General features: G+C 60.4%; 13 protein-coding genes. 1 reads left to right on the top strand and 12 read right to left on the bottom strand.

Going from position 1 to position 24,629, the window contains the following annotated elements:
• Positions 1 to 186 precede the first annotated feature (186 nt).
• From DNK50_RS18355 to DNK50_RS18310, 9 genes are all read right to left on the bottom strand, one after another.
• Positions 187 to 4,077, bottom strand: a complete 3,891-nt coding sequence (locus DNK50_RS18355) for an Ig-like domain-containing protein (protein WP_112195623.1) — start codon at positions 4,075 to 4,077, stop codon at positions 187 to 189.
• Positions 4,078 to 4,650: 573 nt separating this feature from the next.
• Positions 4,651 to 8,400: a hypothetical protein gene (locus DNK50_RS18345; protein ID WP_112195621.1), complete on the bottom strand. Its 3,750-nt coding sequence runs from the start codon at positions 8,398 to 8,400 to the stop codon at positions 4,651 to 4,653.
• Between the two features lie 244 nt (positions 8,401 to 8,644).
• The gene (locus DNK50_RS18340) at positions 8,645 to 10,285 is read right to left on the bottom strand and encodes a BatD family protein (protein ID WP_112195619.1); all 1,641 of its coding nucleotides are present in this window, start codon (positions 10,283 to 10,285) and stop codon (positions 8,645 to 8,647) included.
• Positions 10,282 to 12,021 (bottom strand): tetratricopeptide repeat protein, encoded by a 1,740-nt coding sequence (locus DNK50_RS18335; RefSeq protein WP_112195617.1) that lies wholly within the window; start codon positions 12,019 to 12,021, stop codon positions 10,282 to 10,284. The genes DNK50_RS18340 and DNK50_RS18335 overlap by 4 nt, the downstream gene beginning before the upstream one ends.
• Positions 12,018 to 13,106 carry a VWA domain-containing protein gene (locus DNK50_RS18330; protein ID WP_099585381.1) on the bottom strand — a complete coding sequence of 363 codons (1,089 nt, stop codon included), beginning with the start codon at positions 13,104 to 13,106 and terminating at the stop codon, positions 12,018 to 12,020. Before DNK50_RS18330 ends, DNK50_RS18335 begins: the two co-directional genes overlap by 4 nt.
• Complete coding sequence (locus DNK50_RS18325) at positions 13,099 to 13,593, bottom strand: DUF4381 domain-containing protein (RefSeq protein ID WP_099585380.1); 495 nt, start codon at positions 13,591 to 13,593, stop codon at positions 13,099 to 13,101. Before DNK50_RS18325 ends, DNK50_RS18330 begins: the two co-directional genes overlap by 8 nt.
• On the bottom strand, positions 13,590 to 14,522 hold the full coding sequence (locus DNK50_RS18320) for a DUF58 domain-containing protein (protein ID WP_099585379.1): 933 nt from the start codon (positions 14,520 to 14,522) through the stop codon (positions 13,590 to 13,592). Before DNK50_RS18320 ends, DNK50_RS18325 begins: the two co-directional genes overlap by 4 nt.
• Before the next feature lie 5 nt (positions 14,523 to 14,527).
• A complete protein-coding gene (locus tag DNK50_RS18315; RefSeq protein WP_017739127.1) occupies positions 14,528 to 15,487 on the bottom strand; it encodes a MoxR family ATPase in 960 nt (319 codons plus the stop codon).
• 196 nt (positions 15,488 to 15,683) lie between these two features.
• On the bottom strand, positions 15,684 to 16,037 hold the full coding sequence (locus DNK50_RS18310) for a hypothetical protein (RefSeq protein WP_112195615.1): 354 nt from the start codon (positions 16,035 to 16,037) through the stop codon (positions 15,684 to 15,686).
• A 492-nt stretch (positions 16,038 to 16,529) separates the two neighbouring features.
• On the opposite strand from DNK50_RS18310, the gene DNK50_RS18305 reads away from it, so the two are divergent.
• Positions 16,530 to 21,398, top strand: a complete 4,869-nt coding sequence (locus DNK50_RS18305) for an NAD-glutamate dehydrogenase (protein WP_099585377.1) — start codon at positions 16,530 to 16,532, stop codon at positions 21,396 to 21,398.
• 199 nt (positions 21,399 to 21,597) lie between these two features.
• Here the strand turns inward: DNK50_RS18305 and DNK50_RS18300 are convergent, their stop codons facing one another.
• The 3 genes from DNK50_RS18300 to DNK50_RS18290 all read right to left on the bottom strand — a co-directional run bounded on the left by DNK50_RS18300 (position 21,598) and on the right by DNK50_RS18290 (position 24,435).
• Positions 21,598 to 22,284, bottom strand: coding sequence for a GntR family transcriptional regulator (locus DNK50_RS18300; protein ID WP_099585376.1), 687 nt, complete (start codon positions 22,282 to 22,284; stop codon positions 21,598 to 21,600).
• 16 nt (positions 22,285 to 22,300) lie between these two features.
• Positions 22,301 to 23,002, bottom strand: a complete 702-nt coding sequence (locus DNK50_RS18295; RefSeq protein WP_099585375.1) for a FadR/GntR family transcriptional regulator — start codon at positions 23,000 to 23,002, stop codon at positions 22,301 to 22,303.
• 107 nt (positions 23,003 to 23,109) lie between these two features.
• Complete coding sequence (locus DNK50_RS18290) at positions 23,110 to 24,435, bottom strand: C4-dicarboxylate transporter DctA (protein WP_174244871.1); 1,326 nt, start codon at positions 24,433 to 24,435, stop codon at positions 23,110 to 23,112.
• Positions 24,436 to 24,629 lie beyond the last annotated feature (194 nt).

Here is a 24,629-nt window from a genome sequence, read left to right as displayed (position 1 = left end):
AGTGCGGCGCTTTGGACGGCACAGGTCAAATGTGGGAGGGGCGATAGGGTGGATCGGGGGCGATTCGAACGTCCGGTCCGGACCGAGTGCGGGAGGGAACAAGCTCCCTCCCGCAGGTTCGTTAAATAAAACTGTCCCGGTTACTCGGTTATTAGCCTTGGTTATTATTTGCACTTGTTAGAGTGCTCACGTCGGAATAATTGCCATTGCCCTGAATGTTCGATTATCACTGTAGGCGATGTTGATGGGATTTAGGGGGGAGGTGGAAGTATATACGAAAACAAAAAGTATTAGATCGGGGAACAAGGTGTTGTGAGCGATGAAACGGCCGGACCCAAAGCCCGGTGGATTGTCGAATAAGACAGCTGTGGGATTAACCAACCTTCTTATAGTGCTTAGATGGACGTCTAGGGTGTTGGGACTTGACAAACCTCCTACGCTGGTAATCCATTGGCGCGCTTGTATGGTGCTCATATAGCTGTTGTTGATCAAGATTCGATAAATGTTCGTTACTCTAACAGGGTAAGATACTTGGCGGTTGAGGCTGTCGGTGGCGGTAATGGTCGCGGTGCCGTTACTAATGCCGATAACTTGTCCGTCAGATTCGGTGACCTGAGCGACTCCGGTATTGCTGGAACTATACTTATAGGGCGGCGATCCACCTGCGGCAAGCCGGGTAATTGGAGGATAGGGTATGACGGACCAACCATAGCTTTGTATCGCTTGAAGAGTGCTTAACTCCATGGTCGTCGTGTCTATTGTCAGTGCTTGTTGCACCGCGTAAGTAGTCGCTGGGAAGGTAATACGTTCAGCTTCACTACCCGTGAATGATACATGACAAACAATATTGAACTGCTGGCGGTTTGGAATGCTAGCTAGCCAACTGCGCAATACCTCCTTGTTTGCTAACCCCTGCGCCGCTTCCGTCTCATTAATCGGATAAGCCGTCAACACGCTAAGATCTGCCACACCTTGGCTGCTGCAGGTCAACCACACTCGTTGTTCGGGGGCGCTCAGTGGCCATTTCTTCACGGCTGCGGTGGCATGACCTGCAAAGGTACTCAGGTCTAGCGTACCGCCAGGCGCGATGCCGTTGATGAGTGGCTGTGGCAAGTTCGCCGTGGGAATCGCATTCACCCTGACTGTCTGCACCTCGGACGGAATCGGGTCATTCACGCCCACCCGCACCACCGAATACCTCAACATCACCGTACTGTTCACACTGCGATGCAGGACTTTATCGTCCGTGAGGATGAACACGAGCGTACCGCTGTCCAGGCCATTCTTGGTTTCGGTATGGGAGGTACAATCGGCAAAAATCCATTCAAACGTAATACGGTCGGTACTTCGCATGCCGCCGAACGCCACGGTCACCGTGGTGTTGTGCTCAATCGTCAGCGGCTCGACGGTCACATTTGGTCCCACCCCCGAAGCGCCGCCGATAAAGGGGTGCGGCAATACGCCAGGCAGTGCTTGGATAATGTACTCACGTACACCAAACAGCACGGCCGTATTCTTGTCGAGGCTTTCCGCCAGGCTGACCCAAAAACTGATCTTCAGCGTCGAGCCGTCCTTGAGCAGTGTGAGCTTGTCGACGGGCGTGGGCGGGTTGATGCCATTGTTCACGCCGTCTACGGTTACTAGGTTCGCGGTATAGGTGTTTTCGATAAAGGGGGTGTCGTCTTGTTTGATGCCTTCATACTTCATCCACATTCTTTGGTTTTCATGAATGAAATGCCACACCGGTACACGTGTACGCGCTGTCGGGTTGAGCCGCGACAGGTCAAGAATCGGCCCGGGGATACCGTCGATCGTGGGTGTCGGCAAACCGGTCAGCGGCAACAGCCGCAAGGCTACGATTTCTGATGCGAACGGGAACAGCCCTCGGTTGAAGTGATACTGCACGTTGATCGTGTTGCCGCCTTCGCGAATCCCCTGGGCGATGATGCGCGGATCGAACGACACGCTGACCTCATTCGTCGCCGGGTTGCCATTGACCTGTTGGTTATCACTGCCGATGCCGTCGACACTGAACCAGTCCACGTGTATCTGATCGGTCGCCAGCATGGGTCGGTATTTCACAATCACCTTGGCGCCGCCCAAGACGGCCAGCGGGTTGAGCTCATCGGGGAAGGTCGAGGCGCCGTCGATGATCGGCCGGTCCAACTGCACGCCCCTGCCGACGGTGAAGGCTGCCACCTGCGAACGCAGCACCAACGGAGGAGGGCCTTTGCGTTCCAGGCTGTAGGAAATCCGCAGGCTGCCATTGAGGTTGTTATCTAGAATTCGACGCGAGACCGGGTAGGGCAATTCCTTGCCTGCGGTCGCTGCATTGATGCGGAAACTGCCGCTGGCGGAACCGTTCACGCCGGAGCCGATGCATGACCAATAGAGGGTGTCGTCGGCCTGGGTGCCGAGGTAGGTAAAGGTCACCAGCACTTCGTCGCCCGGTACCGCTGCAGGGTCGACGTTATTGCCAATGGCACCTTGTAACCTCGGTTCAGGCATGTCGGCCGTCCTGTCACCGATCTGGGCGACCAGCATGTTCGACCTGCGAACCCCCAGTGCGCTACCTCCCAGGACATGGGCTTCACCGTCATCGGTTTCGTAGTAGATGTTGATATTGCCCCGCCGAGTGAAGGGCTCCAGCTCGGCCGCGGTGACGGTGCGTGTGCCGCCCTGGCCTCCGGCCAGCTGTGGTTGCCTGAAGGTGATAGCACCGCCGCCTCCCGGGGGTACATATTCAATCACTAGGGTTTCCAGCCAACTGGTGCTGTGCGGCTCGTAATAAGGAATGGTGACGGTGATGTCCTCGCCCGGTGGGATTAATCCCAGTTCCATAGGGCTGACTTGGGGCGCCGGCATCGCAACCGGGGTTCCGACCACCGTGATCGTCACGCTGCCCGACTGGCCGAGAGGCACGCCGCCTGCGGTTTGCCAGAGGAAGGACACGCGGAATGAGCCACCGACCAGTTGGGCGATGATGTCGGCGTCGATGGAGATAAACGTGAAGCCCAGATTATTGTCGGTCACAGGCGCCAGTACGAAGGACTTAGTGGTGCCGTCGGCCAGTATGCCAAGCAGGGTCACGACGATCTGATGCCTCGGGCTGGGGCTTGGAAGTTGGCGAGGCGTAGAGGCGATCACCTCGAAGGTCGCCTCGCTCTGAGTGTCAAAGTCGATCTGCCGGGATTCAAGCTCATTGCCATCCACCAGAACAATAGGGGCCGACAGCAGGCTCGGATCCAGTTGCGCTTCCAGGAAATACGGTTTGGAATACTGATATTTTTCCCCGGAAAAATTCTCCACCACATCCCGCACGCGAAAGCGCAGGGTCAGTTTGCCCAGTTGGCCGCCCTGATCGATGATCGACTTGTCCACCAGAATCCGGATGGGCGCTGTGCCGGCCGCTTCAGTTGGGCTCACGGTATGCAGCACGAACACGCCGTCCCAGGACAGTTCGATCACATCGTTGTGGCGAAGGTGGTCGTACCGCTCGATCAGACACCAGATCCCACCGGCTACATCTCCTGCGCCAATGCTGGTGCCTTCGGGAAACCCGTCAACCTGCATGGCCAGGCCGGTATGCCAGGCGGTCCCCGGGTCTTTATCGACCCCGCCAGGCCGGGTGGTCTTGATTAAAATGGTTTGGACAGGGGAAGTGCTTTCAGTACCGCTGCCTGCCCGTGACACCCGGCCGTAGGTCGAGATTTCTCCCTCGGGCACATGTTCCTCGAGTATGGCGAGGACTTGGCGATTCGGGGCCAGGTCCGCTACCAGATCATCAGCGGCTGGAAATATCAGGTCCTGAAGGTAAATGGCGTAATAATCATGGAGCGATTGGCTCGCCCATTTCTCAAACGCAAACAATGCGTAGGGACGCACGTGGCGAATGCCAAGCCCATAGACGCCGTTCTCCGGGTAAGGAGCGGGACCCAGCGGAATGGCGGGGTGTGCGGAATAGGGGTGATCCAGGTCTTCAGCGCGTTGCGGCAGGGGTATGCATGACCCGTACTCATGAGCGCTGATGGGAAGCGAATCGCTGTCGGTATCGGTATCGGATGGACGCGTGGGCATGATGAGAGCTCCTGGCTGAGGGGACCGCAAGGACAATCACATACCTGCGCAAGGGGAGCGTCTAGCTGTGAGAATTGACAGTGGCGACGAGCGGTCGTGGAGTGCCAGGGATGCAGCGGGGCTTACTTGGGATACAACGGCGGCACCCAGTTCAGGTCGGGGCGCGTGCCCTGCGATCAGTGCAGGCCCTTATAGTCGTAGCCGTCATAAGAGACTTCGTCGTTGAGCACATACTTTTGGGTGGCCTGCCACAAGGGCTTGCATGTCGATCAGGTGCTGCGTGGCACCTCTATTCTGATCTACCGCTATCGGGCACATCCCCATCCACAGTTTTTTCCGCGTCAGACTGATGGCGAGTGCTTTTCTCGACGCTAGGACTCAGTAAAGCTGTCCCGCTTTTTCGAAGTCTGGGAGAAGGGCCTCAATTGCGGGGGGGGGGCAACCAACTCAATTCTAATTTTGCAATTAAAAATAAGCTAATTGACATGCCGCTCTCGAAAACAAGCCCTCTCCCAAAGCTAATTAAATGGATCGCTTTTGAATATTCAGTGGATCATTAATCTGAATGAGTGACTAAATCACGAATTCAAAGGTATCTATACGAAAAGCATCCCCATCTGTATTTGCTATTACTATGCTTCGTATGCCCGGCCTGCTAAAAATGACCTGCTGCGCGCTGCGCGGAGGACCTATATATTTAGTTTCTAGGGGTTGGTTGCGCTCATCGTAGCTGGTAGCAGAATTGTAATTGTCAGCGTTTACATACCAAAAAGATACTCTTGAATAAGACGCTTTAAACTCAAGTTTGAAAGCTACAGGGGCATTCGAGTTCACTAAACCTGTATTCTCAATTTTTCCCGGTACATAAGGCCCAGCAGGATTCAATGTGAGGTAGCCCGACGTTCCACCTGTTACGCTGATTTTCATGCCTTTTATCTCTAAAGATTCTCCAGATCGAATGAATGTCAATTCTGTCACTTCGTCAAAGTTTTCTCCGGTAGGGAAATTTTTTGCGGAATAAGTCGTCAACGGAAAAGCTTGCCCCCCCCTCTCAGTACTCCCATCCAACGTCACGTCACAACTCACGGTAATCGAACCATTGTTTTGCACTGTCGATAACCAAGCGCGCGCCACATCCTTATTCACCAGCCCCGCCGCCGCTTCCCCTGAGTTGATCGGGTAACTCTCAAGCACCTTCAAGTCGTTCACGCCGGGACTGCTGCAGGTCAGCCATACCCTTTGGTTTATAAAGCTCAACGGCCATTTACTGACACTGGCTTTACCTGGGCCGGTAAAGTTCGTCAGGTCCAGAACGCCGCCGTCCGGCAGTCCGTTGATCAGTGGTTGCGGTAAGTGTTCCGGCCGGATCATCTCCACCGTCAGTCCTTGACTGTCAGACGGCACCCTGTCAGTTCTGATAGTCGCCACGTAACGCAAGGTGATCGTTTTACCGACGCTGTTGGCAATGATCCTTGCGCTGATCGGGAAGTCCACGCGCCCGCCGTCCAATCCGGACTTCCCAGAGATCGGCTCCATGGTGCAATCGGGATAGATCCATTGCAGTTCGATAAAGTGCGTACTGTTCATGCCCTCGTAAGCCACTGCCACAAAAGCAAAGTGCTCGTACTGAAGTGGATAGATGCTCAGGCTCGCACCCGGAAGGTTGTGGAACCTGGGCGCCGGCAGTTCGCTGGGAAGCGCTTGCACGATGTGACGCCGTTCGCGGAACAATACCGCGTTACCTATTTCTGAGCCCCGATCAAAACTGACCCAGAACTGGATGAGCAGGTCTGACCCATCCTTCAGCTTTCGCAGTTCATCCACGGGCGCCGGCGGCATGATGCCGTTAACCTCGCCGTCGGCGGTTACCAGGTTGTTGGTGTACGTGGCCTCGAAGTAAGTCCCTTCCGGGTCGGCATAGGTCCCGGTGTAGTGCATCCACATGCGCTGGTTGCGGTGGATGAAATGCCAGGTGTTGATCATGGTGCGCTCGTTGCCGGTCAGTCGTGACAGGTTGAGTATCGGTACATCCCCCACGCCTTCGATGGTCGGGATCGGCAAGGTGTTGAGGGTGAGCAGCAACAGGTCGAGGATCAGCGACGGTATTTCGCGGGTACCCCGCAGCAGGAAGTATTGCACGCTGATCTGTCGGCCAAAGGGCGCGATGTTGGCCCCCACCACGTCGGCGGGGACGGTGAAGTTCAGGGTTTTTTGGCTGTTGCCGTCCTTGGTTTCACTGTGGCTGCCGATGCCGGGAATGCCCGTCCATACGGCACGGATGCGGTCGGTGGGCAGCATTTGCGGGAACTTGACCTGAATGGTCGCACCCTGTGTGACGGCTTCGGGCGTCAGTTGATCGGGGTTGCGGGAGGCTTCAAGCACTTCGGGTCGCAGCAAATTCCCCAAGGCTTGGCCAACGCTCACGATGAGGATTTTAGAACGCAGGGGCCCGCCACTTGCCGGGATCAAGGTGTAGCTCAGACGGATCTCGCCATTGCGGTTGTTGTCGACAAACACCTTGTCGACCCCAAACACCACTGGCCGGCCCGCGCTGCTGCCATTGAGGAGGATGTCATCCCCGGTACTGCCGTTATCCCCCGTGCCCAACCAGCGCCAGATAAATGTGTCACCCGGGAAGGTGCGGACATAGGGCAGTGTCACGATGGCCTGGCCAATCACATCGTCCGGATCAAGGTTGCCGTGCTCATCGACGCGGTCCAACTGCGGCTCCGGCAGTTCGGCCACCCGCTCGCCAAAGTGCACGATCAAGTGCTCGGACTCGCGGACCGCCAGCGCCCCACTGCCGCCCAGCACGCCGACCAGGCCGTCGTCCACGCGATAGAAAATCTTCACATCGCCCAACCCCACAAAGCGCAGGAATTCACTGCGCGGCACAATCCGAAAGCGCGTCGGTGGCGGTGGGGCACCGGCCAGCAAGGTTTGCTCATAGAACTCCACGCCGCCACCGGTACGCGTGGCTTCCATGCGCAGGGTGACGGAGTAGTTGCGGTCGTAGGGCGTGTACTCTGGAAACTCGACAGTGATGTAATCAATCGAGGGGTCGATCAAGCCGGCGTCATCTTCCACCACGTCGACCGGCGGCATGGTGGAAACCGTGCCAAAAATGGTGACCGTCAGGCGGCGCGATGTGCCAAGCACGGTGCCCAGTGGAAATTGCAACTCGTAGGAGATTTGCATGGAGCCATTGATCAGCGCCTTGAGGATGCTGTTTTCCACATGGGCGTAGGAAGAGCGGCCTATACGTGCCGTGAAGGCGGGTAAATGCACAATATGCTCAGAGCCGTCAGCCCGGATGCCGCTTAACGTAATGAGAATTTGGGTACCTGCCGGTGTGGTGGAGCCGTTGGGCAGCCGGCTGGGGACATACACTTCTACTTCAAAGTAGCCCTCACCTTGGGTATCGAAATTGACATCGGTAATATCTTCATCGTCCACCAGGAAGTACGGCCGTTCGAGCAAGTCGGGATCAAGATCACTTTCCAGATGCACCACTTGCGACCATTGCTGAGTTTCGCCGGAAAAATTCAGCACTTCATCGCGGACCCGAAAGCGGATCGTCAGTAAGCCACTACCGTGGGGTCGGTTAATGATTTCCGGATCCACCTGCACTTCAATAGCCCTGGCCCCGGAAAAGTGATCGGCGTCCAACTGCAACGTCACCAAATGGCCGTTCCAATAAAGCTCAATGGTGTCGCGTATGCGTATTTCAGGGTAACGATCAATGGTGAGCACGACTCCCAGGGCTGCGCGATCAGGGTCCAGCACGCTGCCCGGCCGTTGCAGGTCGAGGGGCAAGTGCAGTTTGAGTGCGGAGTGATAAGGCAAGCCTGGGTCCTGATCGACGCCGCCAGGCCTTGTGTCCTTGATCAACCAGGTTTGCGGCACCGAGGTACTTTCCGTACCGCTGCCCACACGCACCACCCGCCCATAGCAGGACGAAACAAAGTCCAGAGGCACCAGCTTGCGGAGGATCGCCAATTGATACCGTGGCCGGTTTTCTTCGCCTGGCCGCACTTCAGCCCAGGCCAGCTCGATTGGGGAACCGCCCATGTAAAACTTGAACACATCGCCCACATTTAACGTCACCCAGCGCTCAAAGGTTACGATCAGGCTGTTCTCGATGTGGCGGATGCCCAGTCCTCGATCGGCGTTGATCACAGAAATGACCGGGTTGGCCACATAAGGAGGGGGCTCTAGGTCCACGGCGCGGTTGCTGTTGGACGGGTAAACCACCAGGGCGTGGTCAAATGGAATAGAACCCTCGGCGGGGGAAGGCTCAATGACAGCTGGTTCATCAGGCATGGCTGAATTCCTTGCGGCACTAGCGCCAAGGGGCGCGGGACAAGGAAATCAGACACCCGGCGGGTTGGGCTGAATAGCTGTCAACATTGACAGTAGCGACGAACGGTTGTCACGCGGTGCGGACCCCGGCAGGCATGTGTTCACAGATCTAAAGGTGGGAGGGGGCTGTCAGCCAGCTCATCTATAACTGACCCACTGTTAATCGGGGGCAAGCCCCTCCCACCTTTTGATGGGGGGTGTCGGTTTATTTGGGATACAGCGGCGGCAGGCTGGTGGTGTCCGTCGCCGAGTCTTGCACGCGCTCGGTCATGGGGATGGCTTTTATCGCGCGCCACAAGTCTTCGCCCAGCCAGTACTGGCCGCTCTCGCTGTATAGCGCACCGTTCAACCCATCCAGCGCATCCGACAGCGGCACGAAGCGCGCCGCCATGTCCGCCAGGGTTTCCGGCTGCTGCCGCGCCCAGGCATCCAGCGCCTGGCGGGTGGCCTGGGGGTCGTTGGCCTGGGTGGCGCGTTTGAGGTCATCGAGCAGGGTGCGCGGGCTCGGGCCGGTTTGTGCGGCGCGCAGCACCGCCGGTTGCCAGCGCGCACGCCACCACAGGCCGAAGCCCAGCAGGGTGGTGCAGGCCAGGACCAGGGTGCTCAGTTGCCATAGCCACAGACGGCTGTCGTCCGGTGCGGTGATGATCGTTGGCGTGGCAGGCGTGTCCACCATCAGGCTCGGGTTGGCCGCCACTTGCAGGGTGCGGGCGGGCACGCTGGTACGTTCAAGATGATCCTCATGGGTGTTCCACCACACCAGTTCAACAGGTGGCAGTTCCAGCGGGCCGACCCGATTGGGGACCAGGGCTTCGCGGTCTTCGCGGCTGCCGACCAGGCCACGGTCGCTGGTCTGGTTGCCAAGTACCGGTTGGTCCGGGTAGCGGCGCAAGCCATTGATTTCCGTGCTGGGGAGGGCCGGCAGTTGGGCACTGGACAGGCCCTCGGCCTTGACCGTGAGGCTGCGCGTCAGGGAGTCGCCGACTTGCACATGTTCAGGCTCTGGATTCCAGGATTCCGTCAGGGTCAGGCTGCGCGCCGGCAACCAGGGCGTATCGGCAGGATACAACTCGGGCTTGGGTTTGACCTGCAACGCCAGCGGCGCCGAACTCACGTGGATCAGCTTGCCCGGCTTGGTGCCTTGCAGGGTATTGTCCTGGGGCGGGCGCGATTCCACCAACGTGGCGCTGAAGGTCTGCGTTGGCAGTTCCAGGGCGCCGCTGTGTTGCGGGTAGATCGCGTAGCGGGTTTCGATCACTCCGTGGCGGATGCTGTTGATGACCTTTTCATAGGTGCGTGACTCGCCCAATTGCTCCACGCGAGCATCCGGGATCTGCAACGGGGTGAGGCTGCTGTCGTCATACAGCGACACCGAGTGGTACACGCGCACCGTCAACAGGGCCTGTGCCTGCACGTACACGCTGGATTGATCGAGGCTGGCTTCGACAAACACCGGCGCCAGCTCGGCGTTGCTGTTCTGGCTGGCGGTTTCCAGCACTTGCAGGCTGATCGGCTGGGTCGAGTACTCGCCCACTTGCAACGGCGGGATCACTACGGTGCCGTTTTCCTTGGGCAGCAGGGTGATGATCCAGCGCGTGGTGGCGTGGTTGTCGCCGCCCAGGGTGGTGAGCTGGTTGAGCTGGCGGGTGCCGCTGACTTCGAACTGTGCATCCAGTGGCGACAGGTCGGGTTTGCCGAACTGGGTGACGTCGCTGGACTCCACCGTCAGCTCCACCGTTTCCCCGGAATTGAGGCGGCTGCGGTCGACACTGGCCACCAGGTTCGCCGCCTGGGCGTGGCCTGCCGTCAACGCCAGCAGAAGCAGAAGGGGGGTGCGGCGGCTCATCGAGTCTTGTCCTGATGTTGTTGCTGTTCGTACCAGAATTTGCGTCGCAGCAGTTCGCCGGGGTTGTCCGGGATCTCCCGCAGCCATTGTTCCAGGGCTTGGCGGTGTTCATCGTCGAGGCTGGCGTCGGCGGGGCGCAGCGGCGGGGTAGTGGTTTGCTCGTCGCCCAGTTCGCTGCCCGGTACTTCGTTGCCGCCGGCTTGGGGTGTGGCGCCGGTCTGGGTGTCACCGCTACCCGCTTCGCCCTGGCCCTGGGACGACTGCTCGCCGCCCGTGGCAGTTTGCCCACTGGCGCCCGGTTGCGCAGTTTGGCCGGGTTGGGTGGTTTCGTCATCCTCGTTTTTTGCCGGCTGTTCGGGCTCGGGCGCTGCCTGCTCCTGCATCAGGGCTTCCACCAGGGCCTTGTTTTTCAGGGCTGGTTGCAGGTCGGGCTGGGCTTCCAGGGCTTGCTCGTAGGCGTCGACAGCCGCTTCGAGTTCGCCGGATCTGGCCAAGGCATTACCGCGATTGTAGTGAGCGTAGGCGTCATTGCCTTCGGCAAAGCGCTTGATGGCTTCGGCATAGTTGCCGGCTTCGTACAAGGCAACGCCTTGCCATTGCACATCCTGGAAGTGTTCGGCGGCTTCGGCGGGGCGTTTTTTCTTGAGCAGGTATTGGCCTTGCTGGTCTGGGCGCAGCCACAAATCCTGGAGTTCGAAGGCGTAGCTGGGCTGGGGGGCGGCCATCAGCAGCACGGGCAGGCAAAACAACCAGCCACGGCGCCCGGCGCAGGCGGCGAGCAGCAACAGCGGCAAGAGCAGCCAGTAACCCTGGTCGGCCCAGGTGTCGAGGTGCAGCAACTGGCCGTCGTTACGCAGGGCTTGCGGCGGGTCGAGTACGCCGAGCTGGCGCAGGTCTTTATCGTCCAGGCGCGCGGCACGGTAACGCCCGCCCATCTCGTTGGCGAAGGCTTTGAGCGTGGGGCTGTCGAGGCGTGGCACCAGAATCGCGCCTTGTTCGTCCTTGAGAAATTCACCGCTTTCCTGCGTGACGGGCGTGCCTTCGCGGCTGCCGATGCCGAGGATCGACAGGGGCGGCGACTGGTTGCTTTGCAGCAACAGGCGAATGCCCTGGCGCTCCTGCTTGGACAGCGATGAGCCGATCAGCAGCAGGCGTCCTTGGCCGAGGCCGCTGTGCTTGAGCAGGTCCAGGGCTTTTTGCACCGCCAGGTCAGCGCGGTGGCCGGTCTCGGGCATGATCGAGGGACGCAGCGCTTCGAGCAGGTTGCGGCTGGTGCCCAGGTCGTCCGACAGTGGCACCAGCGTGTGGGCGCTGCCGGCATACACCACGATGGCGGTTTGCGCATCGGTGCGCGCCTGCAACAAGTCATACAGCTTGCGGCGGGCTTGCTCCAGACGATTGGGCGGGCTGTCGGTGGCGAGCATTTCCGGGGTCAGCTCCAGCAGCACCACCAGCGGGTCGGAGGGCTTCTGGCTGGTTTGTTCGACCCGTTGCCAACTGGGGCCGAGCAAGGCCAATACGGCCAATAGCCAGGCGATACCGAGCACCACCCACGGTGATTTGCTTTCGCGGCCGCTGCCACCGCTGAGCAGCACGGCATGAAAGGCCGGCGGCAGGATCATCTGCCAACGCCCGGCGCGTTTTTGCCGGTGCCACAACTGCCATAGCAACCAGCCGAGCAGCGGCAACAGCAACAGCCACCAGGGGCGGAACCAGTGCGGCCAGAGGTCGATCATCGGCGCCTCCGCAAACGCAGGCGTTTAAGGCGTTGGCGCCACTCAGGACTTTGTTGCAGGAAGATCCCCTTGCTCGACACTTTGCTGAACCAGCGTTGCAGGGCGTTGTTCGGCCAGCGTTCCTGGATCACCAGCAACAGGCTCAGGATCAGCGCCAGGGCCAGGGGGCCGCTGTACAACGCCTGGGCCGGGCGGGCCTGGGTCGGTTGTTGCTCGACGGGTTCGAGTCGGTCGAGGGTTGCCTTGATGGTTTGCAGCTCTTCGCCATCGCGGGCGCGGAAGTATTGCCCGCCGGTTGCTTCGGCAATGGCCCTGAGAGCCGGTTCATCGAGGTCCAGGCTCGGGTTGACGCCGAGGATGCCCAGGGAACCGGTTTGCTCGGGGTCGGCGCCGATGCCGATCGGGTAGATTTTCACACCTTCTTCGGCGGCCAGGCGTGCGGCGGTCAGCGGGTCGATCTGCCCGGCGTTGTTGGCGCCGTCGGTGACCAGGATCAGTACGCGGCTTTGCGCCGGGCGCTGGCGCAGGCGTTTTAGGGCCAGGCCGATGGCATCGCCGATGGCAGTGTTTTTGCCGGCGATGCCGATGCGTGCTTCATCCAGCCAGGTGCGCACGGTGCGGCGGTCGAAGGTCAGCGGCGCTTGCAGGTACGCCTGGCTGCCGAACAGGATCAGGCCTACGCGGTCACCTTCGCGGTGTTCAAGGAAATCACCCAATAGGTTTTTGACCAGGGACAGGCGACTCACGTCCTCGTCCTGCCACTGCATATCGGGGAAATCCATGGAGCCGGACACGTCGACTGCCACCAGTAGATCGCGGCCGCTGGCGGCAATCGGCAGCGGTTCACCGAGCCATTCCGGGCGTGCGGCGGCGGTCAGCAGCAGCAGCCACAGCACCACGAAGGGGGCCTGCTGGCGCCAGCCCGGCAAGTTGACGCGGGCGCGGCGCCTGGCCAGGCCTTCGAGGTCACCGAGGTAGCTGACTTTAAGTGCGGGTTCGCCGCTGTCGGCCGCTGGCAGGACCAGCCGCATCAACCAGGGCAGCGGCAACAGAACGAAGATCCACGGCCAGGCGAACTCAAACATGTTTGCGAATCCAGGTGTCGACGGCTTGAGTCAGGCCGGCGATGGCTTTGTCGTCGAGTTTGCATTCGGGTTTGTAGGCGCCTTCCACCAGCACCATCCAGCGGGTGAGGCCGGCAGCCGGGCAGCGGTTGTCGAGGAATGCCAGCCATTTGCGCCCGTTGAGGGTGTGGCTCTGGCTGTAAGGGTAGTCGTTGCGGCACAGGCGCTTGAGCAAGCCATTGAGTTGTTGCAACCAGGCACCGGCGGGCGCGCCGTCGTAGGGTTTGGGCATCAGCGCCAATTCGGCCAGGGCGGCGATGCGCAACGGGTCCAAGGGTTGTTCGGCGCGTGCGACCGGGCGGCGCGCAGGCAGGAAGCGGCGCAGGGACCAAAGCCCCCACCCCAGCAACGGGATCACCAGCAGCACCAGCCACCAGCCCGGCGCAGGCGGCCAGAAGCCGATACTCGGCGGGGCGATCAGCGGTTGCAGTTGGTCGAGGCTGCTCATTGTTTTTTGGCCGGGCGTTGCGGGTTGAGGTATTCGCGCAGTTGCTCGACCATTTCGCTCTGGGTGCTCAAGGGCATCAGCAGGACCCGCAGTTTTTGCGCGAGACGTTCCCAGCGGGCGATGCGTGCTTCGGCCTGGGCCTTGTAGGCCTGGCGCAAGTCGTAGTTCAGCGTGTCGAGTTCCAGTTGCGCGCCTCGCTGCGCGAAACGCAGCAGCCCGGCGGCGGGCAGGGCGTGGTCCAGCGGATCGGAGATCGGCAACAGCAGCAGATCACAATGGCGTGACAACAGGCTCAGTTGTTGCTCGGCGCCGTCGGTGAGGGCACGTTCATCGCAAATCACAATCACCAGGCTGCCAGGGCGCAGCACTTCGCGGCCACGGCGCAGGGCCATGCCTAGGGCGTCGGCTTCGGGACGGCTTTCGGTGTCCAGGCTCTGGTTGACGCGCACCAGGCGGTTAAGCAGTTGCAGCAGGCTTTGCTTGCTGCGCCGAGGTTTGATTTCGTAGTGCTCGTTGTCACCGAACACCAGCCCGCCGACGCGATCGTTGTGCCCCAGGGCCGCCCAGCCGATCAGGCTCGCCGCCTGCGCCGCCAGCACCGACTTGAACATCTGCCCCGAGCCGAAAAACAGCCGGCAGCTTTGCTCGACCATGATGAAAATCGGCCGTTCGCGCTCTTCGTGGAACAGCTTGGTGTGCGGCTCCTGGGTGCGTGCGGTGACGCGCCAGTCGATGGTGCGCACGTCGTCTCCGGCCTGGTACACACGCACCTGGTCGAAGTCGACGCCGCGCCCGCGCAGCTTGGAGTGGTGCAGGCCGATCAGCGGGCTGCGCTGGCTCGGCGTGGAAAACAGCTGCACCTCTCGCACGCGGTGGCGCATCTCAATCAATTCGCTGAGCGTGACGCGGATCCCATCGCTGGCATTCATCGACTTCAAGCGACGGCAACGACGTCAAGAATGCGTTGCACCACGCGGTCCTGGTCAATCCCGGCCGCTTCGGCCTCGAACGACAGAATGATGCGGTGGCGCAGCACGTCGAACAGCACGGCCTGAATATCCTCTGGGCTCACAAAGTCGCGTCCGGCCAGCCAGGCGTGGGCACGGGCGCAGCGGTCGAGGGCGATGGAGCCACGTGGGCTGGCGCCGTAGGCAATCCACTCGGCCATCTCCGGGTCGAACTTGGCCGGGGTGCGCGTGGCCATGACCAGTTGCACCAGGTATTCCTCCACCGCATCGGCCATGTACAGGCCGAGGATTTCCTTGCGCGCGGCGAAGATTGCCTGCTGGCTGACGCGGCGCTCGGGCTTGGTTTCGCCGTTGAGGGCTTCGCCACGGGCCTGTTGCAGGATACGGCGCTCGACGGCCGCATCGGGAAAGCCGATCTTGACGTGCATCAGGAACCGGTCGAGCTGGGCTTCGGGCAGCGGGTAGGTGCCTTCCTGTTCGATGGGGTTTTGGGTGGCCATCACCAAAAACAGCGGCGACAGCTCGTAGGTGCTGCGCCCGACGCTGACCTGGCGCTCGGCCATGGCCTCAAGCAGCGCCGACTGGACCTTGGCCGGGGCACGGTTGATTTCGTCCGCCAGCACCAGGTTGTGGAATATCGGCCCTTGCTGGAACACGAAGCTGCCGGTTTCCGGGCGATAGATCTCGGTGCCGGTGATGTCGGCGGGCAACAGGTCGGGGGTGAACTGGATGCGATGGAACTGCGCCTCGATCCCTTCGGCCAACTCTTTGATGGCCTTGGTCTTGGCCAGTCCCGGTGCGCCTTCCACCAGCATATGGCCGTCGGCGAGCAGGGCGATCAGCAGGCGATCGATGAGTTTTTCCTGGCCGAGAATCTGCGTAGAAAGAAAGGTTCGCAGCGCAAGCAGCGCTTCACGATGTTCCATCGATGACGGTTCCTGGAGAGAGGGGCCTGTGCGTGTGGAAACTGCCAAGGCCTGGGGCGTCTACTTTAATGCATCGCGGGGGGTGGCGACTAACGGCGTTACGGGTATTTTTGGCAAAACTTGTAGGAATTTTGTTTTGGAACAGGGTCAATGTGGGAGGCGCCAAGCCCCCTCGCACATTTGAATTTTGGTGCTCTCAGGTTCGGTTGAAGGTGCCGGTGCCCTTGAGGATGTTCTGCAGGGTTTGTTCCAGCTCGGCCATCTCCGACGCGGCGGTGGCGTGGGTGATCTGTAGTTGGTCCTTGCCGCCCAGCGCATCGGCATCGCCTGCCGCCAGCTCTACCAACAGGGTCGTGTCGCCCAACGTGACCTTCAGCCCGTCCAGGGTCGACGGCTCATAATCCCAGGTCAGCTCGACTTCGTCTTCATCCGGATAGCGGGTCAACATGAACATTTCGCCGGTCGTGCCGTGGCAGCAGAGCATGGCCATGTTGTCTTCTTCGTCGTCGCATGGAGTGGCCATCAGGGCGTCGGTTTTCAGTTGCAGCATGGGGAATCCTGTCTGGGAGAGGGCGTTGCAAGGGGCGATTGTGCCATTGCGGCGAATTTTCTGCTGCATCCTGTGTCACACATGCGTTATGACCTGACGGGCAAAACCAGTCATTTTCGGCACTCGCAGCTTTGAAAATTGCGTTTTTCAACGGGTGGGAATGTGGGGTTGCACTCGTCGCAACCCGAACCCTGCTTACTGATGACCGAATATGTCGCAGCATTGCAAGAGCAGTCCTCCTACACTCGTTAAGCTGCGCAACGGATGCGCATGTTCCAGGCGCCTGACCTGCCCGTCGTACCGTCACCCGGCAAGGTGTGCATCTTATGGAAGTTGTATGTGACCTGACTGTCTTGTCCAGCTTCACCCACCTGTCACTCTGAATTCGTTATGGTGTTTGAGTAATGACCTGCGAATCCAGGTGACGGTCTCCCCGCAAGGGGATAACACGCGACGCTTCCATCAATAACAAGCCCAAGCGGAGTACCACAGATGGCGTTCTTCACCGCAGCCAGCAAGGCCGACTTCCAGCATCAACTGCAAGCGGCACTGGCGCAGCACATCAGTGAACAGGCACTGCCACAAGTGGCGCTGTTCGCTGAACAATTCTTCGGCATCATTTCCCTGGACGAACTGACCCAGCGTCGCCTTTCCGACCTGGCCGGTTGCACCCTGTCTGCCTGGCGCCTGCTTGAGCGCTTTGATCACACCCAACCGCAAGTGCGGGTCTATAACCCCGATTACGAACGTCATGGCTGGCAGTCGACCCACACCGCGGTCGAAGTGCTGCACCATGACCTGCCGTTCCTGGTGGACTCGGTGCGTACCGAGCTGAACCGTCGCGGCTACAGCATCCACACCCTGCAGACCACCGTGCTCAGCGTGCGCCGTGGGAACAAAGGCGAGTTGCTGGAAATCCTGCCAAAAGGCACCCAGGGCGAAGGCGTCGAGCAAGAATCGCTGATGTACCTGGAAATCGACCGCTGCGCCAACGCCGCCGAACTGAGCGTGTTGAGCAAAGAGCTTGAGCAGGTGCTGGGCGAAGTGCGGGTGGCCGTAGCCGATTTCGAACCGATGAAAGCCAAGGTCCAGGACCTGCTGGCCGGCATCGACGCCAGCCAGTTCAGCATCGACGGCGAAGAAAAAGCCGAGATCAAGAACTTCCTGGAATGGCTGGTGGGCAACCACTTCACCTTCCTGGGCTACGAAGAATTCGTGGTACGTGACGAGGCGGATGGCGGGCATATCGAATATGACGCCAGCTCGTTCCTCGGTCTGACCAAGCTGCTGCGCGCCGGCCTCACCGCCGACGACCTGCGCATCGAAGACTACGCCGTGTCCTACCTGCGTGAACCGACCGTGCTGTCGTTCGCCAAGGCCGCGCACCCGAGCCGCGTACACCGCCCGGCTTACCCGGACTACGTGTCGATCCGCGAGATCGATGCCGACGGCAAGGTGATCAAGGAACACCGCTTCATGGGCCTGTACACCTCTTCGGTGTATGGCGAAAGCGTGCGCGTCATCCCGTACATCCGTCGCAAGGTGGCCGAGATCGAACGCCGCTCGGGCTTCCAGGCCAAGGCGCACCTGGGCAAGGAACTGGCCCAGGTCGTTGAAGTACTGCCCCGTGACGACCTGTTCCAGACCCCGGTCGACGAGCTCTTCAGCACGGTGATGTCCATCGTGCAGATCCAGGAACGCAACAAGATCCGCGTCTTTCTGCGCAAAGACCCGTACGGTCGTTTCTGCTACTGCCTGGCCTACGTGCCGCGTGACATCTATTCCACCGAAGTGCGCCAGAAGATCCAGCAAGTGCTGATGGATCGCCTGAAAGCCTCGGATTGCGAGTTCTGGACTTTCTTCTCCGAATCCGTGCTGGCGCGCGTGCAGCTGATTCTGCGGGTAGACCCGAAGAACCGCCTCGACATCGACCCGCTGCAACTGGAAAAAGAAGTGGTGCAGGCCTGCCGCAGCTGGCAGGACGACTACTCCAGCCTGGTGGTGGAAAGCTTCGGCGAAGCCCACGGCACCAACGTGCTGGCAGACTTCCCGAAAGGCTTCCCGGCCGGCTATCGCGAGCGTTTCGCGGCGCATTCGGCCGTGGTCGACATGCAGCACCTGCTCAGCCTGACCGAAGCCAACCCGCTGGTGATGAGCTTCTATCAGCCGCTGGGCCAGGTCTCCGGCCAACGCGAGCTGCATTGCAAGCTCTACCACGCCGACACCCCGCTGGCGCTGTCCGACGTGCTGCCGATCCTGGAAAACCTCGGCCTGCGCGTACTGGGTGAGTTCCCGTACCGCCTGCGTCACGCCAATGGCCGTGAGTTCTGGATCCATGACTTCGCGTTCATCGCCGCCGAAGGCGTGAACCTGGATATCCAGCAGCTCAACGACACCCTGCAGGACGCGTTCGTGCACATCGTCCACGGCGATGCAGAAAACGATGCGTTCAACCGCCTGGTACTGACCGCCGGCCTGCCATGGCGCGACGTCGCGCTGCTGCGTGCCTACGCCCGTTACCTGAAGCAGATCCGCCTGGGCTTTGACCTGGGTTACATCGCCAGCACCCTGAACAACCACACCGACATCGCCCGCGAGTTGACCCGGTTGTTCAAGACGCGCTTCTACCTGGCACGCAAGCTCACCGCCGACGACCTGGAAGACAAGCAGCTGCGCCTGGAACAAGCGATCCTCAGCGCCCTGGACGATGTTCAGGTGCTCAACGAAGACCGCATCCTGCGTCGCTACCTGGACCTGATCAAGGCCACCCTGCGTACCAACTTCTACCAGACCGACGCCAACGGCCAGAACAAGTCGTACTTCAGCTTCAAGTTCGACCCGCGTGCGATCCCTGAGCTGCCCAAGCCGGTGCCGAAGTTTGAAATCTTCGTCTACTCGCCACGGGTTGAAGGCGTGCACCTGCGCTTTGGCAACGTTGCGCGTGGCGGCCTGCGCTGGTCCGACCGTGAAGAAGACTTCCGTACCGAAGTGCTCGGCCTGGTAAAAGCCCAGCAGGTGAAGAACTCGGTGATCGTGCCGGTGGGCGCCAAAGGCGGCTTCCTGCCGCGTCGCCTGCCACTGGGCGGCAGCCGTGACGAGATCGCGGCCGAGGGCATCGCCTGCTACCGCATCTTCATTTCGGGCCTGTTGGACATCACCGACAACCTCAAGGACGGCGCGCTGGTGCCGCCGTTGAATGTGGTACGTCATGACGACGATGACCCGTATCTGGTGGTGGCAGCGGACAAGGGCACTGCGACCTTCTCCGACATCGCCAACGGCATTGCCATCGACTACGGCTTCTGGCTGGGCGATGCGTTCGCTTCCGGTGGTTCGGCCGGTTACGACCACAAGAAAATGGGCATCACTGCCAAGGGCGCGTGGGTCGGCGTGCAGCGTCACTTCCGTGAGCGCGGCATCAACGTGCAGGAAGACAGCATCACTGTGGTGGGCGTCGGCGATATGGCCGGTGACGTGTTCGGTAACGGTCTGTTGATGTCCGACAAGCTGCAACTGGTCGCCGCCTTCAACCACCTGCACATCTTCATCGATCCAAACCCGAACCCGGCGACCAGCTTCGTCGAGCGTCAGCGCATGTTCGAGCTACCGCGTTCGGCCTGGACCGACTACGACACCAGCATCATGTCCGAAGGCGGCGGCATCTTCTCGCGCAGCGCGAAGAGCATTGCCATCTCGCCACAGATGAAAGAACGCTTCGACATCTCGGCCGACAAGCTGACCCCGACCGAACTGCTGAACGCCTTGCTCAAGGCGCCGGTGGACCTGTTGTGGAACGGTGGTATCGGTACGTACGTCAAGGCCAGCACCGAAAGCCACGCCGATGTGGGCGACAAGGCCAACGACGCGCTGCGTGTCAACGGCAACGAACTGCGCTGCAAGGTGGTGGGCGAGGGCGGTAACCTCGGCATGACCCAACTGGGTCGTGTGGAATTCGGCCTCAATGGCGGCGGTTCCAACACCGACTTCATCGACAACGCCGGTGGCGTGGACTGCTCCGACCACGAAGTGAACATCAAGATCCTGCTCAACGAAGTGGTGCAGGCCGGTGACATGACCGACAAGCAACGCAATCAGTTGCTGGCGAGCATGACCGACGAAGTCGGCAGCCTGGTGTTGGGCAACAACTACAAGCAGACGCAGGCCCTGTCCCTGGCCGCCCGCAAGGCTTATGAGCGAGCAGCCGAGTACAAGCGCCTGATGAGCGACCTGGAAGGCCGTGGCAAGTTGGACCGCGCCATCGAGTACCTGCCGACCGAGGAGCAGCTCATCGAGCGCGCCGCCAACGGCAAGGGCCTGACCCGTCCGGAACTGTCGGTACTGATCTCGTACAGCAAGATCGATCTCAAGGAAGCGTTGCTCAAGTCCCAGGTGCCGGATGACGAGTACCTGACCCGTGACATGGAGACCGCGTTCCCTCCGAGCCTGGTGGCCAAGTTCGGCGAAGCCATGCGTCGCCATCGTCTCAAGCGTGAGATTGTCAGCACCCAGATCGCCAACGACCTGGTCAACCACATGGGCATCACTTTCGTTCAACGACTCAAAGAGTCGACCGGCATGAGCCCGGCGAACGTGGCCGGCGCCTACGTGATCGTGCGTGACATTTTCCACCTCCCGCACTGGTTCCGTCAGATCGAAGCCCTGGACCACCAGGTTAGCGCTGACGTGCAATTGCAGTTGATGGACGAGCTGATGCGCCTGGGCCGTCGCGCCACGCGTTGGTTCCTGCGCAGCCGTCGCAACGAACAGGACGCCGGGCGTGATACCGCGCACTTCGGTCCGCACCTGGCAGCGTTGGGCCTCAAGCTTGACGAACTGCTGGAAGGCCCGACCCGCGAAGGTTGGCAGAACCGTTATCAGGCTTACACCGAAGCGGGCGTGCCGGAATTGTTGGCGCGCATGGTTGCAGGTACGACTCACCTGTACACCTTGCTGCCAATCATCGAAGCCGCCGACGTGACCGGGCATGACGCCGCTGAAGTGGCCAAGGCCTACTTTGCCGTTGGCAGCGCCCTGGACTTGCCATGGTACCTGCAGCAGATCAGTGATCTGCCGGTTGCCAACAATTGGCAGGCCCAGGCCCGCGAAGCCTTCCGCGACGACGTGGACTGGCAGCAACGGGCGATCACCATTTCTGTCCTGCAAATGGCCGACGCGCCACAAGACATGGAAGCCCGTGTGGCCCTGTGGCTTGAGCAGCACAAGGACATGGCCGATCGTTGGGTCGCCATGATGGTGGAAATCCGTGCTGCGGTCGGCACGGACTACGCCATGTACGCGGTGGCCAACCGTGAGTTGCTGGACTTGGCGTTGAGCGGTCAGTCGGTGCTGCAACCGGCTTGATTTAGCGGCTAGAACAAAAGCCCCTGCATCGTGAGATGCAGGGGCTTTTTTGTTGGATCCAGATTTATCAAACAATAGAGGGCCAATGTGGGAGGGGGCTTGCCCCCGATAGCGGTGTGTCAGTCATGAATAGGTTGACTGATACACCGCCATCGGGGGCAAGCCCCCTCCCACATTTACACCTCGATTTGGCTGGAGGTCAGTGGTGTTTCAGCAACTTGGCTTCCAGGTGATCGAGGTGTTGGGTCATCAATGTCATTGCTGTTGCCGAATCCCGCTGTTCCACCGCATCCACAATCGCCACATGTTCCTGCCACGCGCAATACGTGCAGGCTTTCGCTTCAAATTGCGCAATGACCAACGACGTCAACGGCACCAGGCTGTTCAAAAACTGCGCCAGTGGCCCATTCGCCGCAATGGCCGCCAAGTGCAGGTGAAACTCCCCCGACAAGCGAATCGCCGGCCCACGCTGGTCGCGTTCTATGCACTCACGTTCACGGGCGATCAGCTCGCGCAGTTGGCGTATTTGCGAGGATGTCGCCTGGGCACAGGCCAGTTGCACCACGGTCATTTCGGTCATGCGCCGTGCTTCGAGGATCTGCCGGGTCTGCTGCGCATCTGGTGCCGCCACTTGGGCGCGCTGGTTGGGGCGCAGGATGATCACTTGCTGATGGGACAGCTTGGCCAACACCCGGCGAATCACACTGCGGCTTACGCCAAAGGTTTCACCCAGGCTTTCTTCGGTAAACCGGCTGGCCGGGGCGATGCGTTGTTCGAGGATCGCGTCGAACAGCCGTGGGTAGATGTCGTCCACCGAGGGCTTTTTACCGGCAACCAGGCGCAGGGCAGGGAGGAAGGGCTCGCGGTGCAGGGCGTGGGCGGTCATGGTCGTCTCCAAAAAGTCAGCTGCCCAGATGGTCGTCCGGGATGTTCAAGCGGATACCCATGCGCAAGCCTTCCTGGAGGATGTGCTTGCGCATTTCGGCGCTGGCCAGGGCGCTGTTTTTATTGCGGATGGCGCGTACCACGGCGTCGTTTTCCTGCAGGCGCTCGGCCAGGTGTTCCGGCGAATTGCGCAGCACCTGGGCGCTTTGCTTGAGGGCGTTGCTGGTCTGTTGCACCACGTTCTGGAAGATCGGGTTGGAGGTGAGAGCGAACAGTTCTTCGTGGAAGGCGATGTAGGCGTTCATCCCCGCTTCGGCGTCTCCGGCGTCGAGGGCTTCGCGCATGTCCATCAGCGTCAGGCGCAACTGGCCGACTTCCTTGCTGCTGATGGATTGGGCGACGAGACCGACGATGAAGGGTTCGAGGGTGTAGCGCAGTTGCAGGATGTCTTCGAGGCTGGCGTCGGCCACGGCGTCGCTGGATTGGGGCTCGCTGACGCTGGTTTCCAGCACCACCACACCTTTGCCGGGCATCGAGCGCACGAGGCCAAGGGTTTCCAGTACGATCACCGCCTCGCGCAGGCTGGGGCGGCTGATGCCCATCTGTTCAGCCAGTTCACGTTGGCCGGGCAGCATTTCGCCACGACGCCACTGACCCCGCGCCAAGGCGGCGCGCAGTTTCTCTACGACTGAATTGACGACGGTTGAGGTGCTGATCACGTCGATACTTCCTTAATTTTGCTAATACAGCAGTAAATCTTGTGATGAACCAATGTGGGAGGGGGCAAGCCCTCTCCCACATTGATTTGTGTCGTGCTGAAAGCGGATCAGAACTCTTGATGCGCCGGTAACACCGGCTTCTTGGCCTGGAAGGCATACCCTTGCTGGCCGTCCAACACCTTGTTGGCGCGTTGGATATCGATGTCTTTTTCCCAGCGGGCAATGGCCACGGTGGCGACGCAGTTGCCGATCAGGTTAGTCAATGCGCGACCAATGCCCATGAACCAGTCCACCGCCAGTACCAGCACCAGGCCCACCACCGGAATCGCCGGGATTGCTGTCAGCGTTGCCGCCAGAATCACCAGCGCCGAGCCGGGAATCCCGTGGGCGCCTTTGGAGGTGATCAACGACACCAGCAGGATGGTCAGTAAATCGGTCATCGACAGCGGTGTGCCGGTGGCGTTGGCGATAAAGACGATGGCCAGGGTCAGGTAGATCGAGAAACCGTCGAGGTTGAACGAGTAACCCGTCGGAATCACCAGGCCAACGGTGGAGCTGCCGATTCCGAGGTGTTCGAGTTTGCGCATGACCTGGGGCAGCACGGCGTCGGAGGACGCGGTCCCCATCACGATCAGCAGTTCCTCGCGCAGGTACTTGAGCAGCGGCAGCATGCGCAGGCCCGACAGGCGCATCACCAGGCCGAGGATCAGCGCGACGAAGGCAAAGCAGGTCAGGTAGAACAGGCCAACCAGACTGCCCAGGTGTTGCAGCGAATCCAGGCCGTAGGTGCTGGTGGTGAAGGCGATTGCGCCGAACACGCCGATCGGCGCCAGGCGCACGATCATGCCCATGATGCGGAAGATCACGTGGCTCAGTTCGTTGATCAGCCGAGTGATGCCCGAGGCCGCTTCGCCCACCAGGTTCAGCGCGCTGCCGAACAGCACCGAGAACAGCAGTACTTGCAGCACGTTGTTGTCGGCAAATGCGCCGATCACCGAGTTGGGGATCAGGTCCATCAGGAACTGGCTGGTGCCTTTGATGTGCTGGCCCTTGTCGGCCAGTTCATTGAGGCCCGCGGAGGAGAGCTGTTCCAGGTGGATATTGGCGCCTTGGCCGATACCGGTGCTGAACGCCATGATCAGGCCGATCACTAGGGCAATGGTGGTGAGGATTTCAAAGTAGATCACGGACTTGAGGCCGATGCGGCCGACTTTCTTCAAGTCGCCGGCGCCGGAAATGCCACTGACCACCACGCAGAACACGATCAGGCCAATCAGCATTTTGATCAGCTTGATAAAGCCATCGCCGAGGGGTTTGAGTTGCGAAGAGAATTCGGGAAGGGCCAGGCCGCAGATGATGCCTAACATCAGGCCAATCACGACTTGCAGGAAAATCGAACGCGAGCACCATCTGAGCATGGGAGGGATCTCTATTCGGTGCCCTGGTGGTTCCAGGGCTTAATTGTTGTGGTCATACCGGTAAGTCCAGTGCGAGGCCAGTCTACGCCGGGTTTTTTCGAAACCACAAGTCATTATTGGGTGATTGACAAGTCCCGGTCTGACCAGTTGGTCGCTGAGGGTGGTGCTTGAGCGGTTGGCAGGGTGGAAAAAATTTCGTCTATCATCCG

The sequence above is a fragment of the Pseudomonas sp. LG1E9 genome, assembly GCF_003290225.1.
GTDB classification, from domain to species: domain Bacteria; phylum Pseudomonadota; class Gammaproteobacteria; order Pseudomonadales; family Pseudomonadaceae; genus Aquipseudomonas; species Aquipseudomonas cyclaminis.
Note: the sequence above shows the minus strand (reverse complement) of the source record. Positions and strands in the feature narration are given on the sequence as shown.